Annotated in this window: 16 protein-coding genes; 8 read left to right on the forward strand and 8 right to left on the reverse strand. The window is 62.1% G+C overall.

Features of this window, described 5'->3' with window-relative positions; genetic code table 11:
* Positions 1-231: 231 nt before the first annotated feature.
* From ABD827_RS10975 to tamA, 3 genes are all read right to left on the reverse strand, one after another.
* Positions 232-2,049, reverse strand: a complete 1,818-nt coding sequence (locus ABD827_RS10975; RefSeq protein ID WP_344964830.1) for a PglL family O-oligosaccharyltransferase — start codon at positions 2,047-2,049, stop codon at positions 232-234.
* A 659-nt stretch (positions 2,050-2,708) separates the two neighbouring features.
* A complete protein-coding gene (gene tamB, locus ABD827_RS10980; protein WP_344964831.1) occupies positions 2,709-6,392 on the reverse strand; it encodes an autotransporter assembly complex protein TamB in 3,684 nt (1,227 codons plus the stop codon).
* Positions 6,389-8,104 (reverse strand): autotransporter assembly complex protein TamA, encoded by a 1,716-nt coding sequence (gene tamA, locus ABD827_RS10985; protein WP_344964832.1) that lies wholly within the window; start codon positions 8,102-8,104, stop codon positions 6,389-6,391. Before tamA ends, tamB begins: the two co-directional genes overlap by 4 nt.
* 86 nt (positions 8,105-8,190) lie before the next feature.
* On the opposite strand from tamA, the gene mobB reads away from it, so the two are divergent.
* Complete coding sequence (gene mobB / locus ABD827_RS10990; protein ID WP_344964833.1) at positions 8,191-8,736, forward strand: molybdopterin-guanine dinucleotide biosynthesis protein B; 546 nt, start codon at positions 8,191-8,193, stop codon at positions 8,734-8,736.
* Here mobB and ABD827_RS10995 read toward each other — a convergent pair.
* Positions 8,687-9,253: a peptide-methionine (S)-S-oxide reductase MsrA gene (locus ABD827_RS10995; RefSeq protein ID WP_344964834.1), complete on the reverse strand. Its 567-nt coding sequence runs from the start codon at positions 9,251-9,253 to the stop codon at positions 8,687-8,689. The genes mobB and ABD827_RS10995 overlap by 50 nt on opposite strands.
* 73 nt (positions 9,254-9,326) lie before the next feature.
* Between ABD827_RS10995 and ABD827_RS11000 the strand changes: the two genes are divergently transcribed.
* The 4 genes from ABD827_RS11000 to ABD827_RS11015 all read left to right on the forward strand — a co-directional run bounded on the left by ABD827_RS11000 (position 9,327) and on the right by ABD827_RS11015 (position 17,249).
* Entirely contained in the window at positions 9,327-10,046 is a 720-nt protein-coding gene (locus ABD827_RS11000) for a DUF1499 domain-containing protein (protein ID WP_344964835.1), read from the forward strand.
* Positions 10,047-10,383: 337 nt separating this feature from the next.
* Positions 10,384-12,117, forward strand: coding sequence for an ABC transporter transmembrane domain-containing protein (locus tag ABD827_RS11005; RefSeq protein ID WP_344964836.1), 1,734 nt, complete (start codon positions 10,384-10,386; stop codon positions 12,115-12,117).
* Positions 12,107-13,930, forward strand: a complete 1,824-nt coding sequence (locus ABD827_RS11010) for an ABC transporter ATP-binding protein (RefSeq protein ID WP_344964837.1) — start codon at positions 12,107-12,109, stop codon at positions 13,928-13,930. The genes ABD827_RS11005 and ABD827_RS11010 overlap by 11 nt, the downstream gene beginning before the upstream one ends.
* Before the next feature lie 127 nt (positions 13,931-14,057).
* Positions 14,058-17,249 (forward strand): transglycosylase domain-containing protein, encoded by a 3,192-nt coding sequence (locus tag ABD827_RS11015; protein WP_344964838.1) that lies wholly within the window; start codon positions 14,058-14,060, stop codon positions 17,247-17,249.
* Here the strand turns inward: ABD827_RS11015 and ABD827_RS11020 are convergent.
* On the reverse strand, positions 17,143-18,207 hold the full coding sequence (locus tag ABD827_RS11020) for a metal-dependent hydrolase (protein ID WP_344964839.1): 1,065 nt from the start codon (positions 18,205-18,207) through the stop codon (positions 17,143-17,145). The two genes, ABD827_RS11015 and ABD827_RS11020, sit on opposite strands and share 107 nt — an antisense overlap.
* A gap of 101 nt (positions 18,208-18,308) precedes the next feature.
* Here ABD827_RS11020 and cobT point away from each other — a divergent pair, with 101 nt between their 5' ends.
* Genes cobT through ABD827_RS11035 form a run of 3 tightly spaced genes read left to right on the forward strand, consistent with a single transcriptional unit; the run spans position 18,309 to position 20,830 of the window.
* Positions 18,309-19,385 (forward strand): nicotinate-nucleotide--dimethylbenzimidazole phosphoribosyltransferase, encoded by a 1,077-nt coding sequence (cobT, locus tag ABD827_RS11025; RefSeq protein ID WP_344964840.1) that lies wholly within the window; start codon positions 18,309-18,311, stop codon positions 19,383-19,385.
* Positions 19,382-20,236, forward strand: a complete 855-nt coding sequence (cobS, locus tag ABD827_RS11030; RefSeq protein ID WP_344964841.1) for an adenosylcobinamide-GDP ribazoletransferase — start codon at positions 19,382-19,384, stop codon at positions 20,234-20,236. Before cobT ends, cobS begins: the two co-directional genes overlap by 4 nt.
* A 9-nt stretch (positions 20,237-20,245) precedes the next feature.
* Entirely contained in the window at positions 20,246-20,830 is a 585-nt protein-coding gene (locus tag ABD827_RS11035) for a histidine phosphatase family protein (protein WP_344964842.1), read from the forward strand.
* Here ABD827_RS11035 and ABD827_RS11040 read toward each other — a convergent pair.
* The 3 genes from ABD827_RS11040 to ccoG all read right to left on the reverse strand — a co-directional run bounded on the left by ABD827_RS11040 (position 20,778) and on the right by ccoG (position 23,276).
* Positions 20,778-21,179, reverse strand: a complete 402-nt coding sequence (locus ABD827_RS11040; protein ID WP_344964843.1) for a septal ring lytic transglycosylase RlpA family protein — start codon at positions 21,177-21,179, stop codon at positions 20,778-20,780. The two genes, ABD827_RS11035 and ABD827_RS11040, sit on opposite strands and share 53 nt — an antisense overlap.
* Positions 21,180-21,327: 148 nt before the next feature.
* Complete coding sequence (locus tag ABD827_RS11045; protein ID WP_344964844.1) at positions 21,328-21,645, reverse strand: DUF4144 family protein; 318 nt, start codon at positions 21,643-21,645, stop codon at positions 21,328-21,330.
* Between the two features lie 239 nt (positions 21,646-21,884).
* Positions 21,885-23,276: a cytochrome c oxidase accessory protein CcoG gene (gene ccoG, locus ABD827_RS11050; RefSeq protein WP_344964845.1), complete on the reverse strand. Its 1,392-nt coding sequence runs from the start codon at positions 23,274-23,276 to the stop codon at positions 21,885-21,887.
* Positions 23,277-23,325: the final 49 nt, after the last annotated feature.

The raw sequence follows: 23,325 nt of genomic DNA on the forward strand, positions 1-23,325 counted from the left end.
TGCGAACGGCAGGCATGGCGGATCCTCTTTGTTTTTTTGGCGATTAACAAAAGAGAAAATCTACCATGTCTGCCTATTTTTTTGGGGATCCCTCAGCGCGAAGGCGGGAATCCAGAGCCTGTCACGCAGAACGGTCAGACTGCGAGTAGCCTGCAAAACACTGGACCCCCGCCTTCGCGAGGGTGACGATAAAGGCAAATGCAGGCTTGGCCGCAGCCTTCACCCCGCTAATCAATAAGCCCCGCCGATGGCCGGACGCAGGTGATCGTACAGCGGCACCACCTTGTTGAGCTCGGCCACCGAGCTGCCCGGTGCCAGCGTGGCCAGGCGCTCCCGGGCCCGCAAAATGCGGTGACTGCGCAGCAGCTGCACATTGGGATAGAGGCGCCGGGCTTCGTTAAGCAGCTGTTGCGCCTCGTCTTCTTCCCCCGCCGTGGCCAGCGCCAGATAGGCGTTGTAATACACCCCCGCCCGGGGCGTGTGGGTCAGAAAACGCCGGGCCCAGCTCACATAATCCAGCAGCTGTGCTCGGTCTTCGGCCAGCAGGGCCCGGCTCAGCTGCCAGTGATGGCGATAAAATGCCACCCTGTCATACCAGATCAAGGGGTTCACCACCGCCTGTAATTGCGCCTCGGTGCGCTCTTCATTCTTCTCGTAACGAGTCAGCTGCTGGCCCGCATAAAGACCGGTGGCCATAAACAACATCAGCCCCAGGCCCCAGGCCCGCACCGGCCAGCGGCTCCAGCCCGGCGGTGCCGCCAACAGCCGACGCCGGCCGTATTCCGCATCCATCACATAAAGCAGCACCAGTATCATCAACCAGTGCGGCAGCGAATGATAAAACGGAAACTCGGTCTGACTGTGAATGAAAATGGGAGCCAGGATGCCAATCCAGGCCAGGCTTCGGGCAAAGGGCAGCCGGTACAGCAACTGCAACACCAGGCCGGTCATCAGCACCAGTCCCAGCAACGGCACCACGCCCCCTTCGATGGCCCAGAGCAGAAACTCGTTATGAGGGTGGCCCATCTCGGTAAACAGCGGCGGCGCCCCCGGGGTCAGCTCGCGCCAGTCGGCATAGCTGCTGTAAAAAGCCGACTCGAAACTGCCGTAACCAAAACCGAACCAGGGCTTGTCCAGCCACATACGCAGGCCGTGGGCATAGATATCGAAACGGCCATCGGCCTGGGTATAAATGCTCAGACTGCGCTTGCTCATGTCGAAGGCGTCCAACCCGAACACGCCCAGCACGATACCGAGCGGGATCAGCAGCAGGCTGGCCAGCAAACGTTTGGAGCGGGTCTGGATCAGGGTTTGCCAGATCAGCGGCTGCAACAACAACAGCCCCAGCAGCAGGCCCAGCTGACCGGCCCGGGATTGCAACAGCACCACCAGCATGCCGCCGGCTCCCAAGACCGCCGCAAACCACGCCGATTTCAGCACAAAGCCGCGCCAGGGGGACTTGGCTTCGTTCAGCCAGAGATACAACGCCAGCACCATGCCGGTGGCCAAGAAACTGGCCATCACATTACGGTGCTGAAAAATACCGTAGGGCGAGCGCACCTCGGTGTTATAGCCAAACCAGTTGTCCGGCTCCAGCACGAAAAACTGGGCCAGCCCCAGTAGTATTTCCACGCTCACCGCCGCCAGCAGGCAATACAGCAGGTAGCGGCGGCCCCGGCCGTTAAGGCGGCATTGCTGCAACGCCAGATAAAACAACAGGCCGCCGCACAACCCCAGCATGCGTGGCAGGGCATGCCCGGCCACCGAATTGTTATGGCTATAGAAGAACGGCAGCCACAGCAGGCTGCTCGCCACCACCAGCCCCAGCCAGAAACGGCTGGTCAGCAGCCGGCGGCGATGCCAGTGCCACAGCCCCAGGGTGGTCATCAGGCCGATAAAAAACCAGCCGATCACATTGAAAGGCAGTTGCAGCCCAATGCCGAACAGATGAGGTAAATAAAGGTGCATCGCCAGCAGGGCGTAAAACGCCATGCAGGCCAGCATGGTTTTGGCCAGCCGTTCCTGTTGCAGCAAAGGCGAAGACATCATAATGGGGCGTACTCTCGCAGGCCGGGCATGGTTACAAGGCCCTACTGTACCCAAGGCCGACCCAAAAAGCATGAGCGGCGCGGTGCCGACCCGGCAAATTCTGCCACAGCAAGCCGGTTATACCGATCACATTAAACAAGTGGTCTATTTAATTTCTGTATCAATGTCGGACAAAGGGTCTGCTCCACCGACTCGCTCAAGCACCTCCTTGTGACGCTCAGCACATGACGTCCTGTCATGTGATGGTCGGTGGAGCAGATCCCTTTGCCCTCCTTGATGCTCCGGCGTCGCCTGTTAACACAGCCTGAAGACAACTCGGTGTTTCAGAAGAGGCAACAGAGAACGGCTCCCACGACCGTGAAATGCCATGGCCGAAAAATGCTCCTGCCGTTCCGGCATTCCCGCCTTCCCTGGCGGTCAGACGGCATTTCCGAGCCCCCATGGGGCAGCTTGCTGCCTGCATCAAGTTTGGTGATGGACCAAACATCCAGTTAATGTTTGCAGCCATCGCCAAACGCAGATGGCCTTAGCCCATGGCGTGTCGAGGGAGGCGGCTGTGTTGCCTCTGATCTGAGGCCTTAATATGACCAGATCATTACTGAGATTGGTATTACCTGTAACGAGTGAGGGGTCAGGCTTAACCTGCCGGGCACCATTATCTAAAACTCGAAGCGATAGAAGATATCGATCGCCTGACTCAGACCACTGGTCGCCTGCAAATACAGCCGGGGCAACAGCTCGTAACGCAGCCGCAGCTCGCCGATGGCCGAAAAGACCCCGACGCCATAGCCGATTTGCAGCCCCGGCAATACATAGGCACTGATATTCACCTCGGTGCTGTCACCGCTGCCGCCGGTATCCAGCGACACGTCCTGCAGCCCCAGCGCCTCGCCCACGTTGGTGACCAGACCGCCGATTTTGCCGACCCCGGCACCCAGCAGCATCGACTGCACCAGGGCGTTGCCGTCGGTTTCACCGCCGCCTTCAAGGCCGCGTCCGCGCAACAGGTAAGACAGCTGCTCCACCTGCGGCATGGCGGGATCCGAGAACACCTCAAGCGTGGGTTGTGTGGCGCTGCCCGATACCCGCACCCCTACCACAATGCTGCTGTCGGACATGCTGGACGGATTGCGAATCGCCTCCACCCGAAGATTGGGCTGATCCAGCGGACCGCTGAACAGAATGCTGCCATCCCGGATCAGCAGGTTCTGGCCGTAGGCGCGAAACCTGCCGTCAATCAGCCGGATCTCGCCGTTGGCACGCAAACTACGCATGGGCCGCTGCACAATGCGCAGCTTGCCTTCCAGCCGGGTGTCCAGACCAAAGGCCTCCAGCCGTACATCTTCTGTCAGCCGCACATTGATACGAATATCCAGCGGCAGGCTGGGCGCCTTGTCGGGCACGATGCCCGACGGCTGCACAATCACCACATCACTTGACCGGGCCACGGCGCTTTCGGGCAGTTCCTTGACCTCGATGCGAGCCCAGGGGATCAGGATCTCGCCCCGCACCGTGGCCTGCTCACCCAACGCGATTTGCAGATCCGGGCTGACCCGCACCCGCCCCATGCCCGGATAACCGGCTTCCAGCTCGGTGCCCTTGAGGCGAATCTCGCCGCTCACCGGCAACTGCCGCCAGTCCAGCTCACCGCTGATATTGAGCGGCCCGTCGCCCACCCGGAGCTGACCGTTGATGGTGGCGTTGGTGCCCCTGATATCCAGCCGGGTACTGAAGTCGCGTACCTTGACCATGTCGGAATAGGTGTCCACCTCGCCGCCGGTCAGGCTGATATCGCCAAACAGCAAGGGGGCCTGCAGGGTGCCGTCCAGCCGCGCCCTGCCGGCCAGGGTGCCCTGCAGGCGGGCCACTTCCGGCAGCAGCGGCGCCAGCCAGTCGAGTTTGAGCTGTTCAATACTCAGGTTGCCACTGAGCGCACGGCGTCCCTTGAGATCCGCCACATTGGCATCCAGTGACAGTTGGCCCAGTTGGGTCGAGCGAAAGGCCAGCAACGACTGCAGCCGGTTGTCGGCCATCTCGCTGGTGAGTGAGAGGGTCTGGTAATCGAGTCGGGTATCACCGCTGACAAAGGTGCCCGGCGTGGTGCTGATGTTGGCATTCAGCCGGGGCTCGCCATCCTTCCAGCGCAGATCGACCCGCCCCCCGAGTATCGCCTCCCAGGCAAAATCTCGCGGAAAGAACGGCTCCAGGCGGGCCAGATTCAGATCACGAATATTTACCCCGCCCTGGCCTTCTTCGGCGCTGGCGGTGAGAGCGTCGAAACACAGCGACGCCTCGCCCGAGCCCCAGCAATGGGGATCGGCCCGAAAACGTTGCTCTCGCCATGTCATGGCCACTTCCTGCTGCAGGGCCCAGCGTTCAAACGGGGTATCCAGCACCGCCCGGCTCAGCCGGCCGCGCCAGCCGTCCTTGTTCAGGCTGCCGTCGAGGCGCACATCGGCCGCCAACGGCTCACCCGCTACCTTCAGCTCGAGCCGGTGCGCCGCCTCATCGCCACCGGCGGTAAGCAGCAGCTCATTGAAGGTCAGCTCACCGGCCTGAATGCGGTCGATATTCAGCCGAATATCGCCGCTCATCTGCTCGCCCAGGGTGGCCTTGGCCTGCAGCTTGATATTGCGCGCCTGGGTATCGTTGAAGCCGGCTCGCTCGCCCTGAAGGCCGGCCTCGATTTGCGGCGCGGCCAGCGCCCCCCGCACGCGAATATCGCCGGCCAGATCACCGAACAGACCGGGTGCATAGACGGCAAGCTCCGGCGCCTTCAGCACCCCGTCCAGTTGCCAGCTGTCGGTGATACGGCCATTCACCGTCAGCTGGTTATTGCCGTTGATCAACTGCAACTGGTTGATGTTGCCTTGCAAGGCCTGATCCAGCACCACCTCGCCCTTGAGCAGCAACGGGTAATCCCGCAGCTGGCCCTGAATATCGGGCCGGGCATTGAGCTCCCACTTGTTGCCATTCAGCACGAAACGGGTGTCCAGCTCGCCGTTGAGGCGACCATCCAGCCCGGCCACAAAGGCGCCGGGATCGACCTCGCTCAGCGCCAGCAATCCTTGCCAGTCGATGCCCCCGGCCCAGCTCAGGTCACCGGTTACCTGCGCTTCGCCCCGGGGCAGCGTCAGGGTCAGCGGGCTCAGGCGGGCGCCTTGCAGATCCCCCTTCGCCGCCAGCGCGATACCGACCGGCGGCAGCTCCGGCCCCTGCCCTTCGGCATTCAGGGTCAGTTGATAGTCTTCCAGCCTGCCGTTCAGGGTCAGCTTGCCCTGCTCCAGTCGCCATTGGGGCTTTTTCAGCGGCCAGCCCAGTTGTTGCCAGTTCAGCGCAACATCGAACGGCAGTGCGGGATCCAGCGGTTGCAGTTGCAAGGTGGCCAATGCTTCCACCACCCCGCCCAGGGTCAGCTTGCCCTTGAGCTGTTGCACGCTGTCCGACAGGGCCAGATTCAGGGTCTGGCCGGCCAGTTGTCCGTCCAGCAGCGGCTGGTGCAGGGTGGCGTTCAGTGCCAGCGCCAGCGGATAATCTCCGCTCAGGGTGATGTTGCCGTCGAGACTAACGGTGGCCAGCGCATGGTCGAGCTCAGCGGTCACTATGGTCAGCTCGCTGTTCTGCCCTTCCACATTCAGCGCCAGCGCCTTCAAGACCTGGGTTTGTTCTCCCTGAATCAGCCGGCTGTTGGTCAGGTTGACGTCTTGCAGCCTGATCGGGAACGGCAGCACCACCTCCGGCAAGATCAGCGGCTCTCTGGCGGCCGTGGCGGGCTTTTCATCGGTGGAAGCGGCAGCGTCAGCAGGAAGTCGCGTCAGGGTCAGGCCGTCCAGATTCGGGCCGGTGATCACCATGGCATCGGCATCCCAGTGGGCCGCCAGCTGCAGGCTTTGCCAGGCGATGGTCTGGCCGGGCAGCGAAATGGTCACCCGATCGGCCCGAATGTCATCCAGATCGAGTCGCAGCGGCGGCGTTATCTGCCCCAGTGGCTCGCTCGGCGCCTCTTCTTTAGCCGGCGGCAGTGTTTTGATGGTGACATCGATGTCTTCGGCTACCAGCTGGCGCAGCCAGAAGCGGCGTTCGAGCAGCTTGCCCAGTTGCCAGTCGATGGTGACCTGCCGGGCCGAAAAGGCCAGCGAGTCCTGCTCATAGCGCAATTCGTCAAACTGCCAGCCCCGGCCGAGCTGGCCGGACACCAGGGTGCCTTCAAGGCCCGGCACCTGCTGCTTGGCCAGTCCCCATAGCCACTGATTGCCCAGCTGGGTAAACAGCAGGCTGAACAACAGCATCAAGAGTAAACACAGGGCCACCACCAGGCCGCTGAAGAGTCGCATCAGGTTCATAGTTCGGGCCCCAGGGTAAAATGTATCCGCATGGGGATATGTTCTTCCGACACACCAAAGGCCAGATCGAGGCGAACCGCGCCCACCGGTGTCAACCAACGTACCCCGACGCCGCTGCCCACCTTCCAGTCTTCGGTATAGTCATTGGTGGCGGTACCGGTATCGACGAAAGTAGCCACTCGCCATTTTTCCGCCACCTTGTAGTCATATTCCAGACTCAGGGCGGTGGCATACTGGGCCCCCAGCCGATCGCCGTTTTCATCTATCGGACCTATGTCCTGATAACCGAAGCCGCGTACCGTCATGTCACCACCGGTAAAGAAACGCAACGACGGCGGCAGATCCTGTACATCCTCGACCCACACCGCGCCCTGCTCGGCCCGGGCGATCAGCCGTTGCTTGTCGGCAACGGTGCGCAACCACTTGCTGCGTCCCCACAGGCGAATAAAACGGGTGTCCGAGCCCCACCAGGGTTCGGACAACTCCAGGGTGGCCAGCTGGGCATCGCCCCACACCGGGTCCAGCCCGCCACGTAATCGGGTACGGCTGTAGGATACGCCGGGGATCAACAGAAAACTGGTGTCCTGCTGCTGACCCTGGGTATAGGCTTCGTATTCGGAGCGAATAAACACATCCCGGGTCCAGTCATTGGCATCCTTGTCCCAGCGATGTACCGAGGCCACCAGGCGATCACTCTCGGTGTCGTCCTGATCCAGCAGCTGATAGCCACCCTGAATGGTGTAATAGTTGTTGAGCGGATCGCCACGGGGGATCTTGTAGACGACGCTGATGTCCTGCTTGGGGGCCGACAGTTTGAGGCTGGTTTTCAGGCTGTGCCCCAGGCTGTTGATCCAGGGTTTGTCCCAGCTGGTCGAGACTCTGGGGCCTTCATCGGTCGAGAAACCCGCGCCTACTTCAACTTCGTTGTCGGCCTTGGCCCGCAGCAGCACCGCCAGCGGAATGCGGTTGTTTTCATCGGCCTCGCTCACCACCGGCAACACTTCGACCTGGCGAAAATAACCGGAAGCGGAAAGGTTGCGACTCAGCTCGGCCAGACGGGTGGCCTGATAAGGATCGCCGGGGCTCAGCGTTAACAGTGGCGTCAGTATCCGATCGACCGGCCGGTCGGCGTCCACTCTCAGTTCACCAAAGCGGTAACGGGGGCCGGAGTCGAAAGTCAGGCCCACATCGGCGGCTTTGTCCTGGGGGTACACCAGTACCTGACTGCGTTGATAGTTGGCGTCGAAGTAGCCGCGTGTCAGCGCCAGACTGAGCAGGCTCGCCTTGACCTTTTCATACCGGTCGTGACGAAAGACATCGCCTTCTTTCAGTGACAGGTTGCCGACCAGCTGTTCAAACTGCGGATCCGAGGCCGAGTCGCCCTGCAACAGCAAGTCCAGGGTGCGAATACGCACCGGCTCACCGGCAGTTACCCGCACCTCTACCCGCTCCGGCTTGTCCGTATCGGCGATAATATCGATGGTCGGATTGTAGTAGCCCAGCGATTGCAGGCTGTTGATGACCGCCGTTTCGATGTTGTTGCGAAAGCGGGGCAGCTGCTCGGCGTCGATGGCCGGCAGCTGATCCAGATACACCTGGGTATTGCTTTTCAGTTTGCCCTTCAGCCCGCTCAATTCAAGGCTGATGTCCTCGGCCCTGACATTCAGGCTGAGCAACAGCAGGATCAAGACTCCCCATATTCCTTTGCTCATGGCGCAACCCGTCTATTTTGTGTTTGTGTATTATACCGGCTCGACGTGGCAAACTGGGTGCCTGTCAACCGCTTACAGGATGCCTCATGTCCCCTTCTCATCATGCCTGTGCTCTGCTCGGTGTTGCCGGTTTCAGTGGCAGCGGAAAAACCACGCTGCTGCGACAACTGGTCGGCCTGCTGACCCGGCGCCAATTGCGTATTGGCATCATCAAACATACTCATCACGATGTAGAACAAGATCAACCGGGCAAAGACAGCTTCGAGCTGCGTCATGCCGGTGCCGGCCAGTGCCTGCTGGCCGGGCCCCATCGTAGCATTCTCACCTGGGAAAATACCAAGCCGGAAGAACCTGATTTGAATGAATCTCTTTCGCGACTCAGCCTCGACCGGCTCGATCTGGTACTGGTTGAAGGCTTTCGCGAAGCCCCCATCGCCAAGCTTGAGGTGCACAGGCCTGCCTGTGGCAAACCCCTGCTGTGCCGGCACGACCCTCATATTCTGGCGGTGGCCAGCGATGTATCGTGCCTTGTCACCCCGGTGCCGTTGCTGGATTTGAATGATGCCGCCGCCATCGCCGACACTATTGTTCAGTGGCAACAAGCAGGCCGCCTGCCAATGCCTGCAGCGTGAAACCTTCGCCGGCCGGATAGCCGCACATGCGCCGATAGCCCGCATAAAGCAGCGGATGCTGCTGATAGTATTGCTGATGCCGGGCGGACGCCGGTTCGAACGTGCCTTCCGGCAGTATTCTGACCCGAATTTCCCGGTTATCCGCCAGCGCCAGTCTGGCCCGGCTTTGCTGGGCCCACTTTTGCTGCAGCGCCCCTTGTACATAGAGCGCCGGACTGAATTCGGTCCCCCTATCGCAAAACTGGCCCTCGCCGTCAACGGCATCCACCGCCGCCCAGTACAGGGTCAGCAGCTCGCCGTAACTCAGGGTCTGGGGATCGTACTCCACCCGCACCACCTGCCGGCGCAGATGACGGCTGCCACTGTTCATCCAGCCCGTTTCGGTGGCTTGCACCCCCGGTTGTTCCGCAAACAACCGTTCCATCACCCAGAAGCTGCCACCGGCAAACACCGCCTGAGCGGCCTGGGCCGGTAGCGCCAATAACAACAACAGCATCATCAGGGTTTGTCTGACCACCCGCTTACTCCTTTACAAGCCGCCTGGGCTTACCCATAGTCAATCGATGTGTATGCTAACCGATTGAAACCATATGGAAACACTTTTTACCTACCGTTGGTTACTGGGTTCCCTGGGCTGTTTACTGCTGCCGCTGCTCGGCATCGTCGGCACCCGCTGGCACTGGTGGCCCTACACCCCGGGATTGATGCTGCTGGTGGCGGCATTGGGGCTGGCCATCTTATTGCTGCCCCTGGCGCTGTGGCACCGGCAGTGGCTGGCCGCCCTGCCCCCGCTGCTGCTGTTGATGCTGGTATTTCCCTTCGTTCTGCGAGGCCTGACCCTGCCCGCCATTCACGACATCAGCACCGATACCACAGAACCTCCGCCGCTGACCGCCGCCGCCCGTCTGCGCTCGGCCTCCGATCACTCCACCGATTATGAAGGCGAGGCGCTGGCCCGCCGGCAAGCCGCCACCTGGCCGACCCTGGGCCCGCTGCTGCTGCCCTACCCGCCCGAGCAGGTTCACCGCCAGGCACGGGGTTTGATCGTACAGCGGGGCTGGGCTCTGACCGCCGACACGACCGCCGATAATGAACGGCTGCTGGAAGCCGTGGTCAGCAGCCGCCTGTTCGGCTTTCGCGACGACGTGGCCATCCGCCTGACCCCCGTCGATACCGAATCCGGCATTCATACCGACGTCCATACCGACGTCCATACAAAAGTCGACATGCGCTCCGCCTCCCGGGTCGGCAAAAGCGATCTGGGCGCCAACGCCGAACGGATCCGCGCCTTTCTGGCCGATCTGGAGTGATAACTTGAGGTATGGGGCAACAGAGGCAACGGTGTTACCTCCCCCGACACGCTTCAAGCACATCCATGTGACGCTCAGCACATGACATCCCTGTCATGTGACGGCCGGCTGAGGTAACACCGTGGCCTCTTTCACTGAGCCCGAGTCGTCGGTTAGAGGAGCCGCCAGATGACTTGGGTGCTTGGGTAGGGCAAAGGGATCTGCTCAGCCGACCTTCCGTTTCAGGGATGAAACGGAGAGCGTACAAGGAGGTATCTATAGCGAGTCGGCGGAGCGGGCCCTTTGGCCTACGTACACCGCCTCTTTAACCAGATTGAAATGAGTTTCGGGATCAAGCATGCAACTATTCGGGCAACTGGCCTGGTTCTTCAAGGCTCACTGGCGTACCTACAGCCTGGCACTGCTCATGCTGGCCACCGTGACGGGGATGAACATGACCATTCCCTATCTGATCGGCCTCACCGTCGATCAGCTGGTCGCCTCGCCCGACGGTGAAGCCGATGGCCGCCTGCTGCTGTTGATCCTGGCGCTGGGCCTTGTCGTGTATGGCCTGCGTCTGGGCTGGCGCCGCCTGCTGTTCGGCACCTCTTACCGGCTGGGTAACCTGTTGCGCCGTCGTTTCTTCGAGCGGCTCACTCGCCAGGGTCAGGCCTTTTACAGCCGCCACAATACCGGTGATCTGATGGCGCGTGCCACCAACGACATCGACGCCATCGAAATCGCCGCCGGTGAAGGGGTACTGTCCGGCTTCGACGGTCTGTTGACCCTGCTGCTGGTGCTGATCATCATGTTCGGGTTTATCGACTGGCGGCTGGCACTGGTGGCCCTGCTGCCCTTTCCGCTGATGGGGCTGGCGTTTTACCGTATTTCCAACCGCATTCATCATCATTTCAGGGCCGCGCTGGAACAGTTTTCCGTGCTCAACGACAAGGCGCAGGAAGCCATTGCCGGCATTCGGCTGGTCAAGTCCATGGGCCGGGAGTCAATAGAAAGCCGTCAGTTTGGCGCCATTGCCGAGGCCGCCACCGAACGCAACTATCAGGTAGCCCGGGCCGAGGCCCTCTATGAGCCGGTGGTCTTTCTGTCGATGTCCGCCGCCCTGCTGCTGACCCTGGGTTTTGGTGCCTGGCTTATCTGGCACCAGCAGCTGAGCGTGGGGCAACTGACCAGCTTTACCCTGTACCTGGCCCAGCTGATCTGGCCGATGTTCGCCTTTGGCTGGCTGCTCAATATCGTCGAACGCGGCAGCGCCGCCCTGATCCGGGTCGAGACCCTGCTGGCCGTTCCCGACAGCGTACCCGACCACGGCACCCGCGAGCCACAAGGGGCCGATCTTCGGGTGGCGGCGCTGAACTTCAGCTACCCCGGCAGTCAACAACCGGCGCTGCAACAGCTCTCGCTGACCCTGGCACCGGGTCGGGTGCTGGGCATCGCCGGCCCCACCGGCGCCGGAAAGAGCACCCTGTTGCAATTGCTGATGCGCTACTGGGAGCCCACCGGCGGACAGATAACCCTGGGGAATGTGCCCCTGGCCGAGTGCCGGCTAAACGCCCTGCGCCGCCAGTTTGCCTATGTGCCGCAAGACGCCTTTCTGTTCAGCGCCGGCATTGCCGACAACATCGCCTTCGGCCGACCCGATGCCAGCCGGGAACAGATCATGGATGCGGCGCGCCAGGCTTGTGTGCATGACGACATACTGCGTTTGCCCGGCGGTTATGACGCCCAGGTAGGCGAGCGAGGCATGAGCCTGTCCGGCGGTCAGCGCCAGCGACTGGCCATCGCCCGGGCCCTGATCAGTGAGGCCCCAACCCTGATCCTGGACGACGCCTTGTCGGCGGTAGACGTGCATACCGAACAACGCATACTGCAGCAGTTGCGTCGCCGCCGGGGCCAGAGCTGCATCATCGTCAGCCACCGGCTGTCGGCGCTGGAACATGCGGACAACACCCTGGTGCTGCAGCATGGTCGGCTGCAACAGTCGGGCCCTCACGCCGAACTGATTAAACAGGACGGCTGGTACAGCCGCATGTGGACCTATCAGCAACTGGAGGCCCGCCTCGATGACGACTGAAGACACGCCCCGCCATCATTCCCCGACCGACCCTGCTTCGGCCGAACATGTCCAGAAACAGGGCAAGGGTACCTTCGGCCTATTGCTGACCTATGTCTACCGGGACAAGCCGCTACTGGTAAAAACCCTGCTGCTGTTGCTGCTGGCCACCGCCGCCGATGTGGCGGGCCCGCTGCTGGCCAAGGTATTTATCGACGACTATCTGCTGGCCGGGCAGTTGTCGGTATGGCCGGTGGTCGGGCTGGCCCTCGGCTATGTGCTCACCCAGCTGGCCGCCGCCTGGCTTCGCTACCGGCAGACCCTGCGCTTTACCGACATGGCGCTGGCCGCGGTGCTGGATATTCGCAAGCATATCTTTACCCATGTACAGCAACTGCCGATGGCCTTTTTCGACCGGGCCATGACCGGCCAGCTGGTGAGCCGGATCACCAACGACACCGAGGCCATCAAGGATCTCTATGTGCAGTTTCTGTCGGTGGTGCTGACCAATGTGGTGCTGCTGGTGGGCATTATTGTGGCCATGGCGTTATTGAACGTACAGCTGATGCTGGTGGCACTGCTGCTGATCCCGACCGTGGTCGGGGTGATTTATCTGTACCAGAAGCTGAGCGGCGCCGCCGTAGCCGACAGCCGCCAGCTGCGCTCCGACATCAATGGCACGCTTGGCGAGTCCATCTCCGGCATGGCGGTATTGCAGGCCTGTGGCCTGCAGCACAACGCCGCCGAGCGCTTCGAACGCCTCAACCGGCGTTACTACCGGGCCCGCATGCGCACCATCAACATCGGGGCGGCGCTGCTGCGCCCCGCCATCGATCTGCTGAGCGTACTGGTGCTGCTCGGCATTCTCCGGGTGTTTGGCTGGCAGCAGGTTAATGGTGTGGTGGAGGTCGGCGTGCTTTATGCCTTTCTCAACTTCATGGGCCGCTTTACCGAGCCGCTGGCCGAAATCACCCAGCGCTTCAACCTCTATCAACAGGCCATGGTGGCGGGAGATAGGGTGTATCAGTTGATGCAGCAGCCGCAGCAACACTACGGCACCAGCCATAACGCCATTGACCGAGGTGCCATTGCCTTTCACGGAGTCGACTTCGGCTACCGGCCCGATCAGCCGGTATTCACACAACTAAACCTCGAAATTCCCGCCGGCGCCTTTATCGGCGTGGTGGGTCACACCGGCAGCGGCAAGAGTACCCTGCTGAACCTGTTGCTCAACTTCTATGCGGTGGATGGCGGCCGGATCACCATCGACGGGCAGCCCCTGAGTGGTTATGGCCGGCAGGCGCTGCGCCAGGGTATCGGGCTGATTCCGCAGGAGCCCTTTATTCTGGCGGGCAGCATTTATGACAACATCGACATGGGCCGCCAGCTGCCCCGTGCTCGAATTGAAACCGCCGCCCGGCAGGCGCACCTGCTGGACACCATTAACGGCCTGGCGCACGGCTTTGACACCCGGCTTGGCGAACGTGGCAGCCGCCTCTCTACCGGGCAGCGCCAGCAACTGGTCATTGCCCGGGCCCTGGCCGCCGCGCCGCGTATCCTGCTGCTGGACGAAGCCACCGCCAACGTCGACAGCGAAACCGAGCAGGTGGTGCAACGGGCGCTACAGGCCCTGCACGGCAAGGTCACCCTGATCGTGGTGGCCCACCGTTTGTCCACCATCAAGGCGGCCGATCGTATTCTGGTGATGGCCCACGGCGAGCTGATGGAGTCCGGCACTCATCGCCAGCTGATGAGCCAGCCCGAGGGGCGTTACCGCGCCATGTATCGACTGCAACAACAGGCCCGTCAGGTGGAGCTTGCCGAACGGCACTGACGTTTATTCCCCCCAACGCCCTGTTTGTCCAACAAATAATTGGCCTGTCCCGCCCCGAAGCGAGGTCGTCAGACTACGCTTTTACTATAAAAACCCTATTGTCAGGGCTGACACCAAGGGGGAGAGAATGGATGCTGAACACCCGGTCGAACACACTGATCTTGATGCTTATCACCCTGCACCGGCGGCGACGCCCCGCGCCGGTCGGCGCATCTGGCGCCTGCTGCTGTGGTTGCTGGTGCTGCTGATACTGACGGCTTCCGCCGCCTTGATTGCCTTTGAAACCCGAACCTCCTGGCTGCAGTCACGCGAGATCAGCCGCTATGCCCAGACCCTGTCTTACCGGCTCGAGCCCGGTCCCAGCTCGGCCATTCGCTATCCCGATCACGGCCCTTTCGATCAACGACTCGGCTACACCCGGCTGCCGCTGCTGCTCGCTCAGCTTCAGCAGCGACAGTTTGTGATCGAACAGCAGGTGCAGTTTTCACCGGCACTGCAACAATACAGCCATCACAGTCTGTTTGTACCCTATCGGGAAAAAACCCAGGCCGGGCTCTTTATCGGCGATTGCCGCGACGAGCCGGTCTACGACTACCGCTATCCGCAACGCCATTACCCGGACTTTGCCGGCATAGCGCCGCTGGTGGTCGGCACCCTGCTGTTTATCGAAAACCGGGAACTGCTCAGCCAGACACAACCGCACATCAACCCGGCGGTAGACTGGCCACGCTTTACCAAGGCGGCGTTGTCACAGCTGGGCCGGGCACTGAAGATACAGGATGACTCGGCCGGCGGCAGCACCCTGGCCACCCAGATAGAAAAATACCGTCACTCGCCGGGGGGGCGCACCACCTCGGCCGGCGAAAAACTGCGCCAGATGTTCTCCGCCAGCGTACGCGCCTACCAACAGGGGCCCGAGACCCTGGCCGCCCGCCGGCACATCGCCCTGGCCTACCTCAACTCGGTGCCGCTGGCTGCCGCCCCCGGTCACGGTGAAATTCACGGCCTGGGTGACGGTCTCTGGATCTGGTTTGGCGCCGAACTGGATGAGGTTAACCGCCTGCTGGGCAACCGCCCCGGCAACCCCGCATCGCTGGCCGAACAAGGGCTGGCCCTGCGCCAGGTGATGGCGCTGATGATTGCCCAGCGCCGCCCCTCCTACTACCTGTATCCGGGGCGAGACGATTTGCAGCAACTGACCGACAGCTACCTGCGACTGCAGGCAGCGGCCGGCCTGATCAGCCCGGCACTGCGTGACGCCGCATTGGCGCAGCGGCTCGTCTTTCGCGATTTTGGCGAAGCACCGGTCACACAATATGTCGAAAACAGCAAAACCCTGCTGGTCACCCGGGGCCGACTGGCCGGCTTGCTGGGACTGTCGTTCTATGAGCTGGACAGACTCGACATGGCGGCCCGTACCACCCTCAATGCCGGCTTGCAGCAACAGGTTACCGACTACCTGCACCGGCTGGCCCAGCCCGAAGTGGCCGACGCCATCGGCCTATATGGCAAACGGCTGTTGTCACCGGAAAAAACCGCCGAGGTACGTTACAGCTTTACCCTGTTTGAACGCGGCACAGAAGGCTTTGAGGTACGGGTACAAACCGACAACACCCGGCAGCCGTTTGATATCAACGAAGGCAGCAAGCTGGAGTTGGGCTCCACCGCCAAGTTGCGGGTGCTGGCCACCTATCTGGAAATGATCGCCGAGCTGCACCAGCGTTACGCCGGCTTGTCTCCCCGGGCACTGCGCGAACTGGCCCCCGAGCGAAACGATCGGCTCAGCCGCTGGGCCATCGACTACCTGCTGCGCCACCCGGATCACGCCCTGCGGCCCATGCTGACCGCCGCGCTGCAACGGCGCTATTCCGCTGGCACCGGGGAACGGTTTTTTACCGGCGGCGGCCTGCATACCTTCAACAACTTTCGCCGCGAGGACAATGGCCGCAGGCCCATGCTGATTGAGGCCTTGCGCGAGTCGATCAACCTGCCCTTTATTCGACTGATGCGCGACCTGGTGCGTTACAGCATTTACCAGAACGAAGATCGGGCTCAGCTACTGAAAAACGACCGGGATCCCCGTCGGCAGGAATACCTGAGTCGCTTCGCCGACCGGGAAGGGCGGGTGTTTTTGTTGCGTTTCTGGCGTAAATATCAGGACAAGACCCCCGAACAACGGCTGGACAGCTTTTTCGATGGCCTGCGCCCTACCCCGGTGCGGCTGGCGGCGGTGCACCGCTATCTGTTGCCGAACGAAAGCCTCGGGGCCTTTGCCGCCTTTCTGCAACAACGGCTGCCCACCACAAGCCTGAGCGACAAACGCCTGAACCAGCTGTATACCCGTTATGGCCCCGGCGCCTATAGTCTGCCGGATCAGGGTTACCTCGCCCGGGTGCATCCGCTGGAGCTGTGGCTGCTCGGCTATTTGCAGCAGATGCCCGACGCCGGCTTTGCCGATGCCGCCGACGCCAGCAAGGAGCAACGCCAGCAGGTGTATGGCTGGCTGTTCAAGACCCGCCATCGCAGCGCCCGCGACAGCCGCATCCGTACCATGCTGGAAGTCGAGGCGTTCAGCGATATTCATCAGCGCTGGCAGCGGCTGGGGTTTCCGTTCGATCATCTGGTGCCGTCACTGGCCACCGCCATCGGCAGTTCGGGCGACAAACCCGCCGCCCTGGCGGAGCTGGTGGGCATTATTCTGAATGAGGGCGTACGCCTGCCCACCCGGCGTCTGGACAGGCTGCAGTTTGCGGTCGACACCCCCTATGAAACCCGGCTGGCGCGCCAGCCACAGCAAGCCCAGCGGGTGATGGCCAAAGAAGTGGCCCTGGTGCTGCGCGACGCCCTGTCACAGGTGGTGGAAAGCGGAACCGCACGCCGCCTGCAGGGCAGCTTTACCCTGCCGGACGGCAGCCCGCTGGTAATGGGTGGCAAAACCGGCACCGGCGACAACCGTATCGAAACCGTCACCCGTTACGGTCAGGTGATCAAATCTCTGGCCCGCAACCGCACCGCCACCTTCGTATTCTTTCTCGGCGAGCGCCACTTCGGCACCCTCACCGCCTACGTACCGGGGCAGGCATCGGACCAATTCAACTTTACCTCGGCGCTGCCGGTGCAGGTGCTCAAGGGCATGGAGCCGATATTGCGCCCCTACCTGCAACCGGGCAGCCGAAGCGGCTGCCACACGCAACTGGCCGAGGCCGCCGAGCTTAACGAGCAGGAGCCGACACAGGCCCGGCATGATGATGCGAGTCGTCCAGCCAACGGTGCAGCGGCGGCAACGGCTCCCCCAGCGCCCGCCGCCACAGCCAGTTGAACGCCGGCCGCATCGGCGGTCGCTCACCGAGCTGACGGGGAATACTCAGCGCCTGCCACTGCTGCGTTGGCCCCCGCTCGGCCACCACAAAACTGAAGGTGTAACTGGGCTCCTGGCCCATGCGCAAATCGGTTATCAACAGCTGGCCCCGGCGCTCGCTCATCCTGAAAAAGCCCTTGCTGAACCAGGCCAGACGCGCCACCTGGGGATGCTGCTGCCACTTCTTGTACAGATCCCGCCCCTGCTGATGACCAATAAACTGCGGCTCCTCCCGATCCAGCAGCGAAATAAAGCCTTCAAGATACCCATCCGGCGTTATCACCAGTACCCGCCACAGCAGGGTATTGAAGGCGGTGGGCGTGATCAGCCGTCGCTCGACCTCAATCCCCTGCTCTGCCAGTACCCGATCCGCCGTTTGCCCCACCTGCCACTGGGCCACCAGGCTCCAGCACAAATACAGGGTGCTCAGCCCCACCCCCAGGCGGTTGGCCGAAAGCCCCCTGCTGCCACGCCGGAACAAGGCCACCGTCAGTCCCAGCAGCAACGGCAGTGTGTAGAGCGGATCCATGATGAAGATGCTGCCGATACCGAACGGATAATCGGTAAACGGCCGCGCCAGCTGGGTGCCGTACACTGTCATGTTGTCGAGCAGCACATGGGTGATGAGGATGAGTGCGAGTGTCAGCGTCCATCGTCTCCAGTGCCTTCGCTGGCCGGGCAACCGACAGAGCAGCCAGGCAAACAGCGGCGACAGCAGACCGAGGTAGAACAGGGAATGGCTGTCGCCGCGGTGATAGGTCATGTTGCTGATGGGATCACCGTAGTCGATCAACACATCCAGATCCGGCAGGGTGCCGAAAAAGGCGCCGATCAGCGCCGCCTTGCCCACCCCGGTCCGCTTGCCCATGACCGCCACACCGACGGCGGCGCCCAGGCTCAGTTGAGAAAGTGAGTCCATCTAAGCTGTTCCCCTTGCTGGCTGAAAAGGTTGAGCGCCGGAATCCCGGTCGAGCGGATAGTCTGATAGCATACGAGCTTTACCTTTTACCGGCGAGCGTTATGACTCAGGATCCTTTTGTACCCGACGCACTTATCGTGCCTGTCATTCCCCCACTGGCCAACGCCAAACTGGGCCGACAGCTGCGCCAGGTGATCGATCACAAAACCAAGCCCCTCGGCGCCCTGGGTCGGCTCGAAACCCTCGCCTTGCAGTTGGGCCTGATCCAGGGCGGTGTGCATCCGGTCATCACCCAACCGCAGATCCGCGTGTTTGCCGCCGATCATGGCCTGACCCGCCACGGCACCTCGGCCTACCCCAGTGATGTGACCGCCCAGATGGTGCACAACTTTCTGCAGGGCGGCGCCGCCATCAACGTCTTTGCCCGCCAGCACGGCCTCGGCCTGCAGGTGGTGGACGCAGGCGTGGATGCGGAGTTTGACTATCATCCGGCGCTGCTTGATTGCAAGGTGCGCCGGGGCAGCCGGGATGCCCTGAGCGAGCCGGCCATGACCGAGGCCGAGTGCCGGGAGGCGATTGAGCAGGGCATGGCACTGGTCGAACAGCTGCCCGGCAACCTGCTGATCGTGGGAGAAATGGGCATTGGCAATACCTCCGCCGCCAGCCTGCTGCTGAGCCGCCTGGGTGACCTTCCTCTTGCCGACTGTGTCGGCCGGGGCACCGGGCTGGACGATGACGGCTTGCGTCACAAGCAACAGATACTGGCGCAGGTGTTGCAGCGTCATGATGCCGCCACCACGCCGCTGGCCGCCCTGGCGGCACTGGGCGGACTGGAAATCGCCATGATGGTCGGTGCCCTGATCAAGGCGGCCAGCCAGCGCCGCATTCTGCTGATGGACGGTTTTATCGCCGGGGTCGCCCTGCTGGTGGCCGATCAGCTGGCGCCGGGCGTGCACCAGTATGCGGTGTTTGCCCATCACTCCGCCGAGCCCGGCCATGATCATCTGCTGCGCCTGCTGGATGCCAAGCCGCTGCTCAAGCTGCAGATGCGCCTGGGCGAAGGCAGCGGCGCCGTGCTCGCCTACCCGCTGTTGCAATCGGCCTGCGCCTTTCTCAATGAAATGGCCAGCTTCGCCGATGCCGGTATCAGTGCCTCCAATGGCGATGCGGCACCATGACCCTGTCGCAGCATAACGCCCATGAGCAAAGCGCTACCCCGGCGGGCCACCCTCTGAGCCGACGACTGCGCCACGAAGGACGGCTGTTGCTGGTGGCCACCCAGTTTCTTACCCGGCTGCCGGTGCCCCAACTTGCCGACTATCAACCCGACTGGCTGCACCAGAGCAGCCGTCATTTTCCGGCGGTCGGCCTGCTGATAGGGCTGCTCTGTGCCGGGATGTTCTGGCTGGCCAGCCTGCTGTTCAGCCCGCTGGTGGCGGCCGTGGCCAGCACCGCCTTCGGTATCAAGCTGACCGGCGCCTTTCACGAAGACGGCCTGGCCGATACCTGCGATGGTCTGGGCGGCGGCCTCACCAAAGAGCGGGCGCTGACCATCATGAAAGACTCGCGCCTGGGCACCTTTGGCACCCTGGGGCTGGTGATGGCACTGTTGTTGAAAGTCAGCCTGCTGGCGGCCATGCCCCTTTCACTGGCACTGGCCGCCCTGGTGGTGGGTCACAGCGGCTCGCGCCTGATGTGCATCAGCCTGCTCGCCTTGCTGCCCTATGGCGGTGATATCGAACACGCCAAGGCCAAACCCATGGCCCAGCAACTGACCCCGATGCAGGGCCTGATGGGTGCCGGCTGGGTATTATTGTCGCTGCTGTTGGTGTGGCTCTGGCTGCCGATGGCCGACGTCGAGCTGACCCTGTGGCACTGGCTGCTGCCGCTGGCCATGGCCCTGGTGGCCACCGATTACATGCGCCGGCTGATGAAGCGCCGCCTCGGCGGCTACACCGGCGATGGACTGGGCGCCACCCAGCAACTAAGCGAAATCGCGATTTACGCCGGCCTGGCCGCGCTGTTGTAAGGACACTCCATGACGCTTTATATCTGGCGCCACCCCAAACCGCTGCATGCCGCCGGTCTTTGTCTGGGGCAGACCGATGTGGGGGTGGAACAACGCAAGCTGCGCCGGCTGGCCAATCAGATACAGGGTTTCGCCCGGCGTCACCGGCTGCCAAAAGAGGTCTGGGTCAGCCCGCTACAGCGCTCGCGGGGAGTGGGCACCATTCTGGCCGCACGCGGCTTTCGCTGTAACCTGGCTCCGGCGCTGGCGGAAGTGAACTTCGGTCACTGGGACGGTCGCCCCTGGCAACAGATTCCCAGGGCCGAGATTGATGCATGGTGTGAGCGGTTTGCCGACCATGCCCCCGGCGGCGGCGAAAACCTGCACCAGCTGTTTGCCCGGGTAGAAGGGTGGCTGGCAACCCTGGAGAACCAACCCCAGCTGGCGGTGGGTCATGCAGGCTGGATCAACGCCGCCCGCCTGTTGGCCGCAGGCCGGGGCGTGCCCACGCAAGCCGGCGACTGGCCCCGTCCCGTGGCTTACCGGGCATTGAGCGTGCTGACTATTCCAGCCGCTCTACCCGCACCGGTACCACCCCCGCCCGTATCATGTTGAGCTCTCGCGCCGCCTGGGCAGACAAGTCGATGATGCGCCCCTTGGCGTAGGGTCCCCGGTCGTTGATGCGCACGACCACCGATTTTTTGTTGTTGAGGTTGGTCACCCGCACCCGGGCGCCGAATGGCAGGGTGCGATGGGCCGCGGTCAGCGCATGCTGGTTGAAGGGTTCGCCGCTGGCGGTTTTGCGCCCATGATGGCGGGCGCCGTAATAGGACGCCATGCCTTGTACTCCGGCAACCGATGTGGCCTGGGTTGAAGCGGGTGATGATGGCAAAAAATTGCTGCTGCAGGACTGCACCAGCAGCAGTAGCGGCAGCCACCCAAAGCAACGTAAATTAAACGTCATGGCTTATCTCTGATATAAAGCGGTCTTTAAAAACCGTGAGGGGTAAATGGTGAGGCGTTAGCAGTTTCCTCCTCTACTCTGTACGGAGAAAAGGAGGCACTGTTTTTATCTTTAACTGACAGCTTAACGCTGACGGCTTATCGCTTTTCTATTGCTGCTCCAGCCAGGCCACCAGTGCTATGGCCTCGGCCGGGGTGCGCACCACCAGTTTGCTGGTGCAGCAGACGCCCAGGCTGGCGGCATAGACTTTAAGCCCGGCATTGAGCTCAGGCAGCGATACTAACCGCAGCAGAGGCTGCCAGTACAGGGCGCCGCCTGTTTGCTGCGACAGAAGGTGCGCATAACCCTGGCTGTCGAACAGCCGATCGCCGAGGCTGGGTCGCTGCGCATCAACCTCTTCCGGGCCCGCCACCCAGGCATAATCGTGCCCGTCGCCAGACTCGATAATGGCCGGCCAGTGAATCATGTTTACTCCCTTTTTCAATATGATAAGTGCATCTTGCCTTGGCCGCACCGCATGCCTGGCAGGTCATTCCCGCGAAGGCTGGAATCCAGGGCATGTGGCACAGGCCTGCTCACGATTGGTATCGGCGACCGTGACACGCTGAACCATCACATCATACCGTTATTTCAGCGTGTCGGCTGGTGGACTCCCGCCTTCGCGGGAGTGACGGGATTAAGTCTCGGGAGTGACGGGGTTATCCCTTACCGCCCCGCGCTGAAGAACTGACTCTCGGCGCTCACTGCCGTCTCGTCATGGCCGGCCACGAAGCGCAGCGGATGTAGGCTGCCGGGCAACAGGTACGGATCCATGGCCAGGCTGATGGGCAGGTTGACGCTCTCTCCTGCCGGTACCCACACCTGGTCTGCTCCTCGCCAGGTGGCCCCGTCCAGCCCTTCCACCCGTACCCGATATTGTTGAGGCTGCTGGGTCCGGTTCGACAGCTTTAAGGTATAGGTGTTTTCCACCCAGCCTTCCGGGGTTTCCCGAAACAGCTGATTGCGATCCCGCTGCACATCCAGTGCCATCGGCACCCGGGTGGCGGCGGCATAGACCAGTGTCGCCAGCATCAACAACAACATGGCGCCATAGCCCACCAGCTTGGGCCGCCAGAGCCGGGTTTTGCCGCCGGCCAATTGGCTTTCGCTGGCATAGCGGATCAGGCCGGGGGCGTAGCCCATCTGGTTCATGGTCTGGTCGCAGGCATCGGCACAGGCGCCGCAGTTGATGCACTCGTACTGCAGACCATCGCGAATATCGATGCCGGTGGGGCACACCTGCACACACAGCTTGCAGTCGATGCAATCGCCCAGTTTCAGGCTGGCCACATCGGCCTTGCGCGAGCGCGGCCCGCGACGTTCACCCCGGGTGGCGTCGTAAGCGATGCTGTAGGTATCCCGGTCGAACATCGCCGACTGAAAACGGGAATAAGGGCACATGTGAGTACACATGATAGCCCGCATCCAGCCCGCGTTGAGGTAGGTACAAAGGGCGAAGAAGGCCACCCAAAAGGTCGGCAATGCCCCGGCAGACCACTGCAGCAGGCCGGCCCCCAGCTCGGTGGCCGGTATAAAATAGGCGATAAAGGTAAAGCCGCTCAACAGCGAGGCCAGCCACCACAGCAGGTGCTTGCCGCCCTTGCGCACCAGCTTGTTCAGGCTCCAGGGCGCCTTGTTCAGCTGACGGCGCTTGTTGGCGCTGCCTTCCAGCTTTTCTTCTATCCAGATAAACCAGAAGGTCCACACCGTTTGCGGGCAGAGATAACCGCACCAGACCCGCCCCAGAAAGGCGGTAATGAAGAAGAGGCCAAAGGCGGCCACCATCAGAAACAGCGCCAGCAGGGTCAGATCCTGCGGCCAGATGGTGATCCCGAACAGATGAAAACGCTGCTGCTCCAAATCCAGCAGCAGTGCCTGTTGGCCGTTCCAGCGCAGCCAGGGCCCCACCAGAAACAACAGCATCAGGCCCCAGCCAATCAGCCGGCGCAGCCGCTGCCAGCGACCCGACTGGGCACGCACATAGACATGACCCTGATCGATGGGTCTGGGCTCGGTACAAATATTAACAACGTCAATCCGGGAAGAAGGGTTTTCCATAAGGCTCACACTGCTGGTTATGACAAAGGCAGGCGCGTACCGGCCGGTA

It is taken from the genome of Oceanisphaera sediminis (assembly GCF_039539745.1).
GTDB lineage: Bacteria > Pseudomonadota > Gammaproteobacteria > Enterobacterales > Aeromonadaceae > Oceanimonas > Oceanimonas sediminis.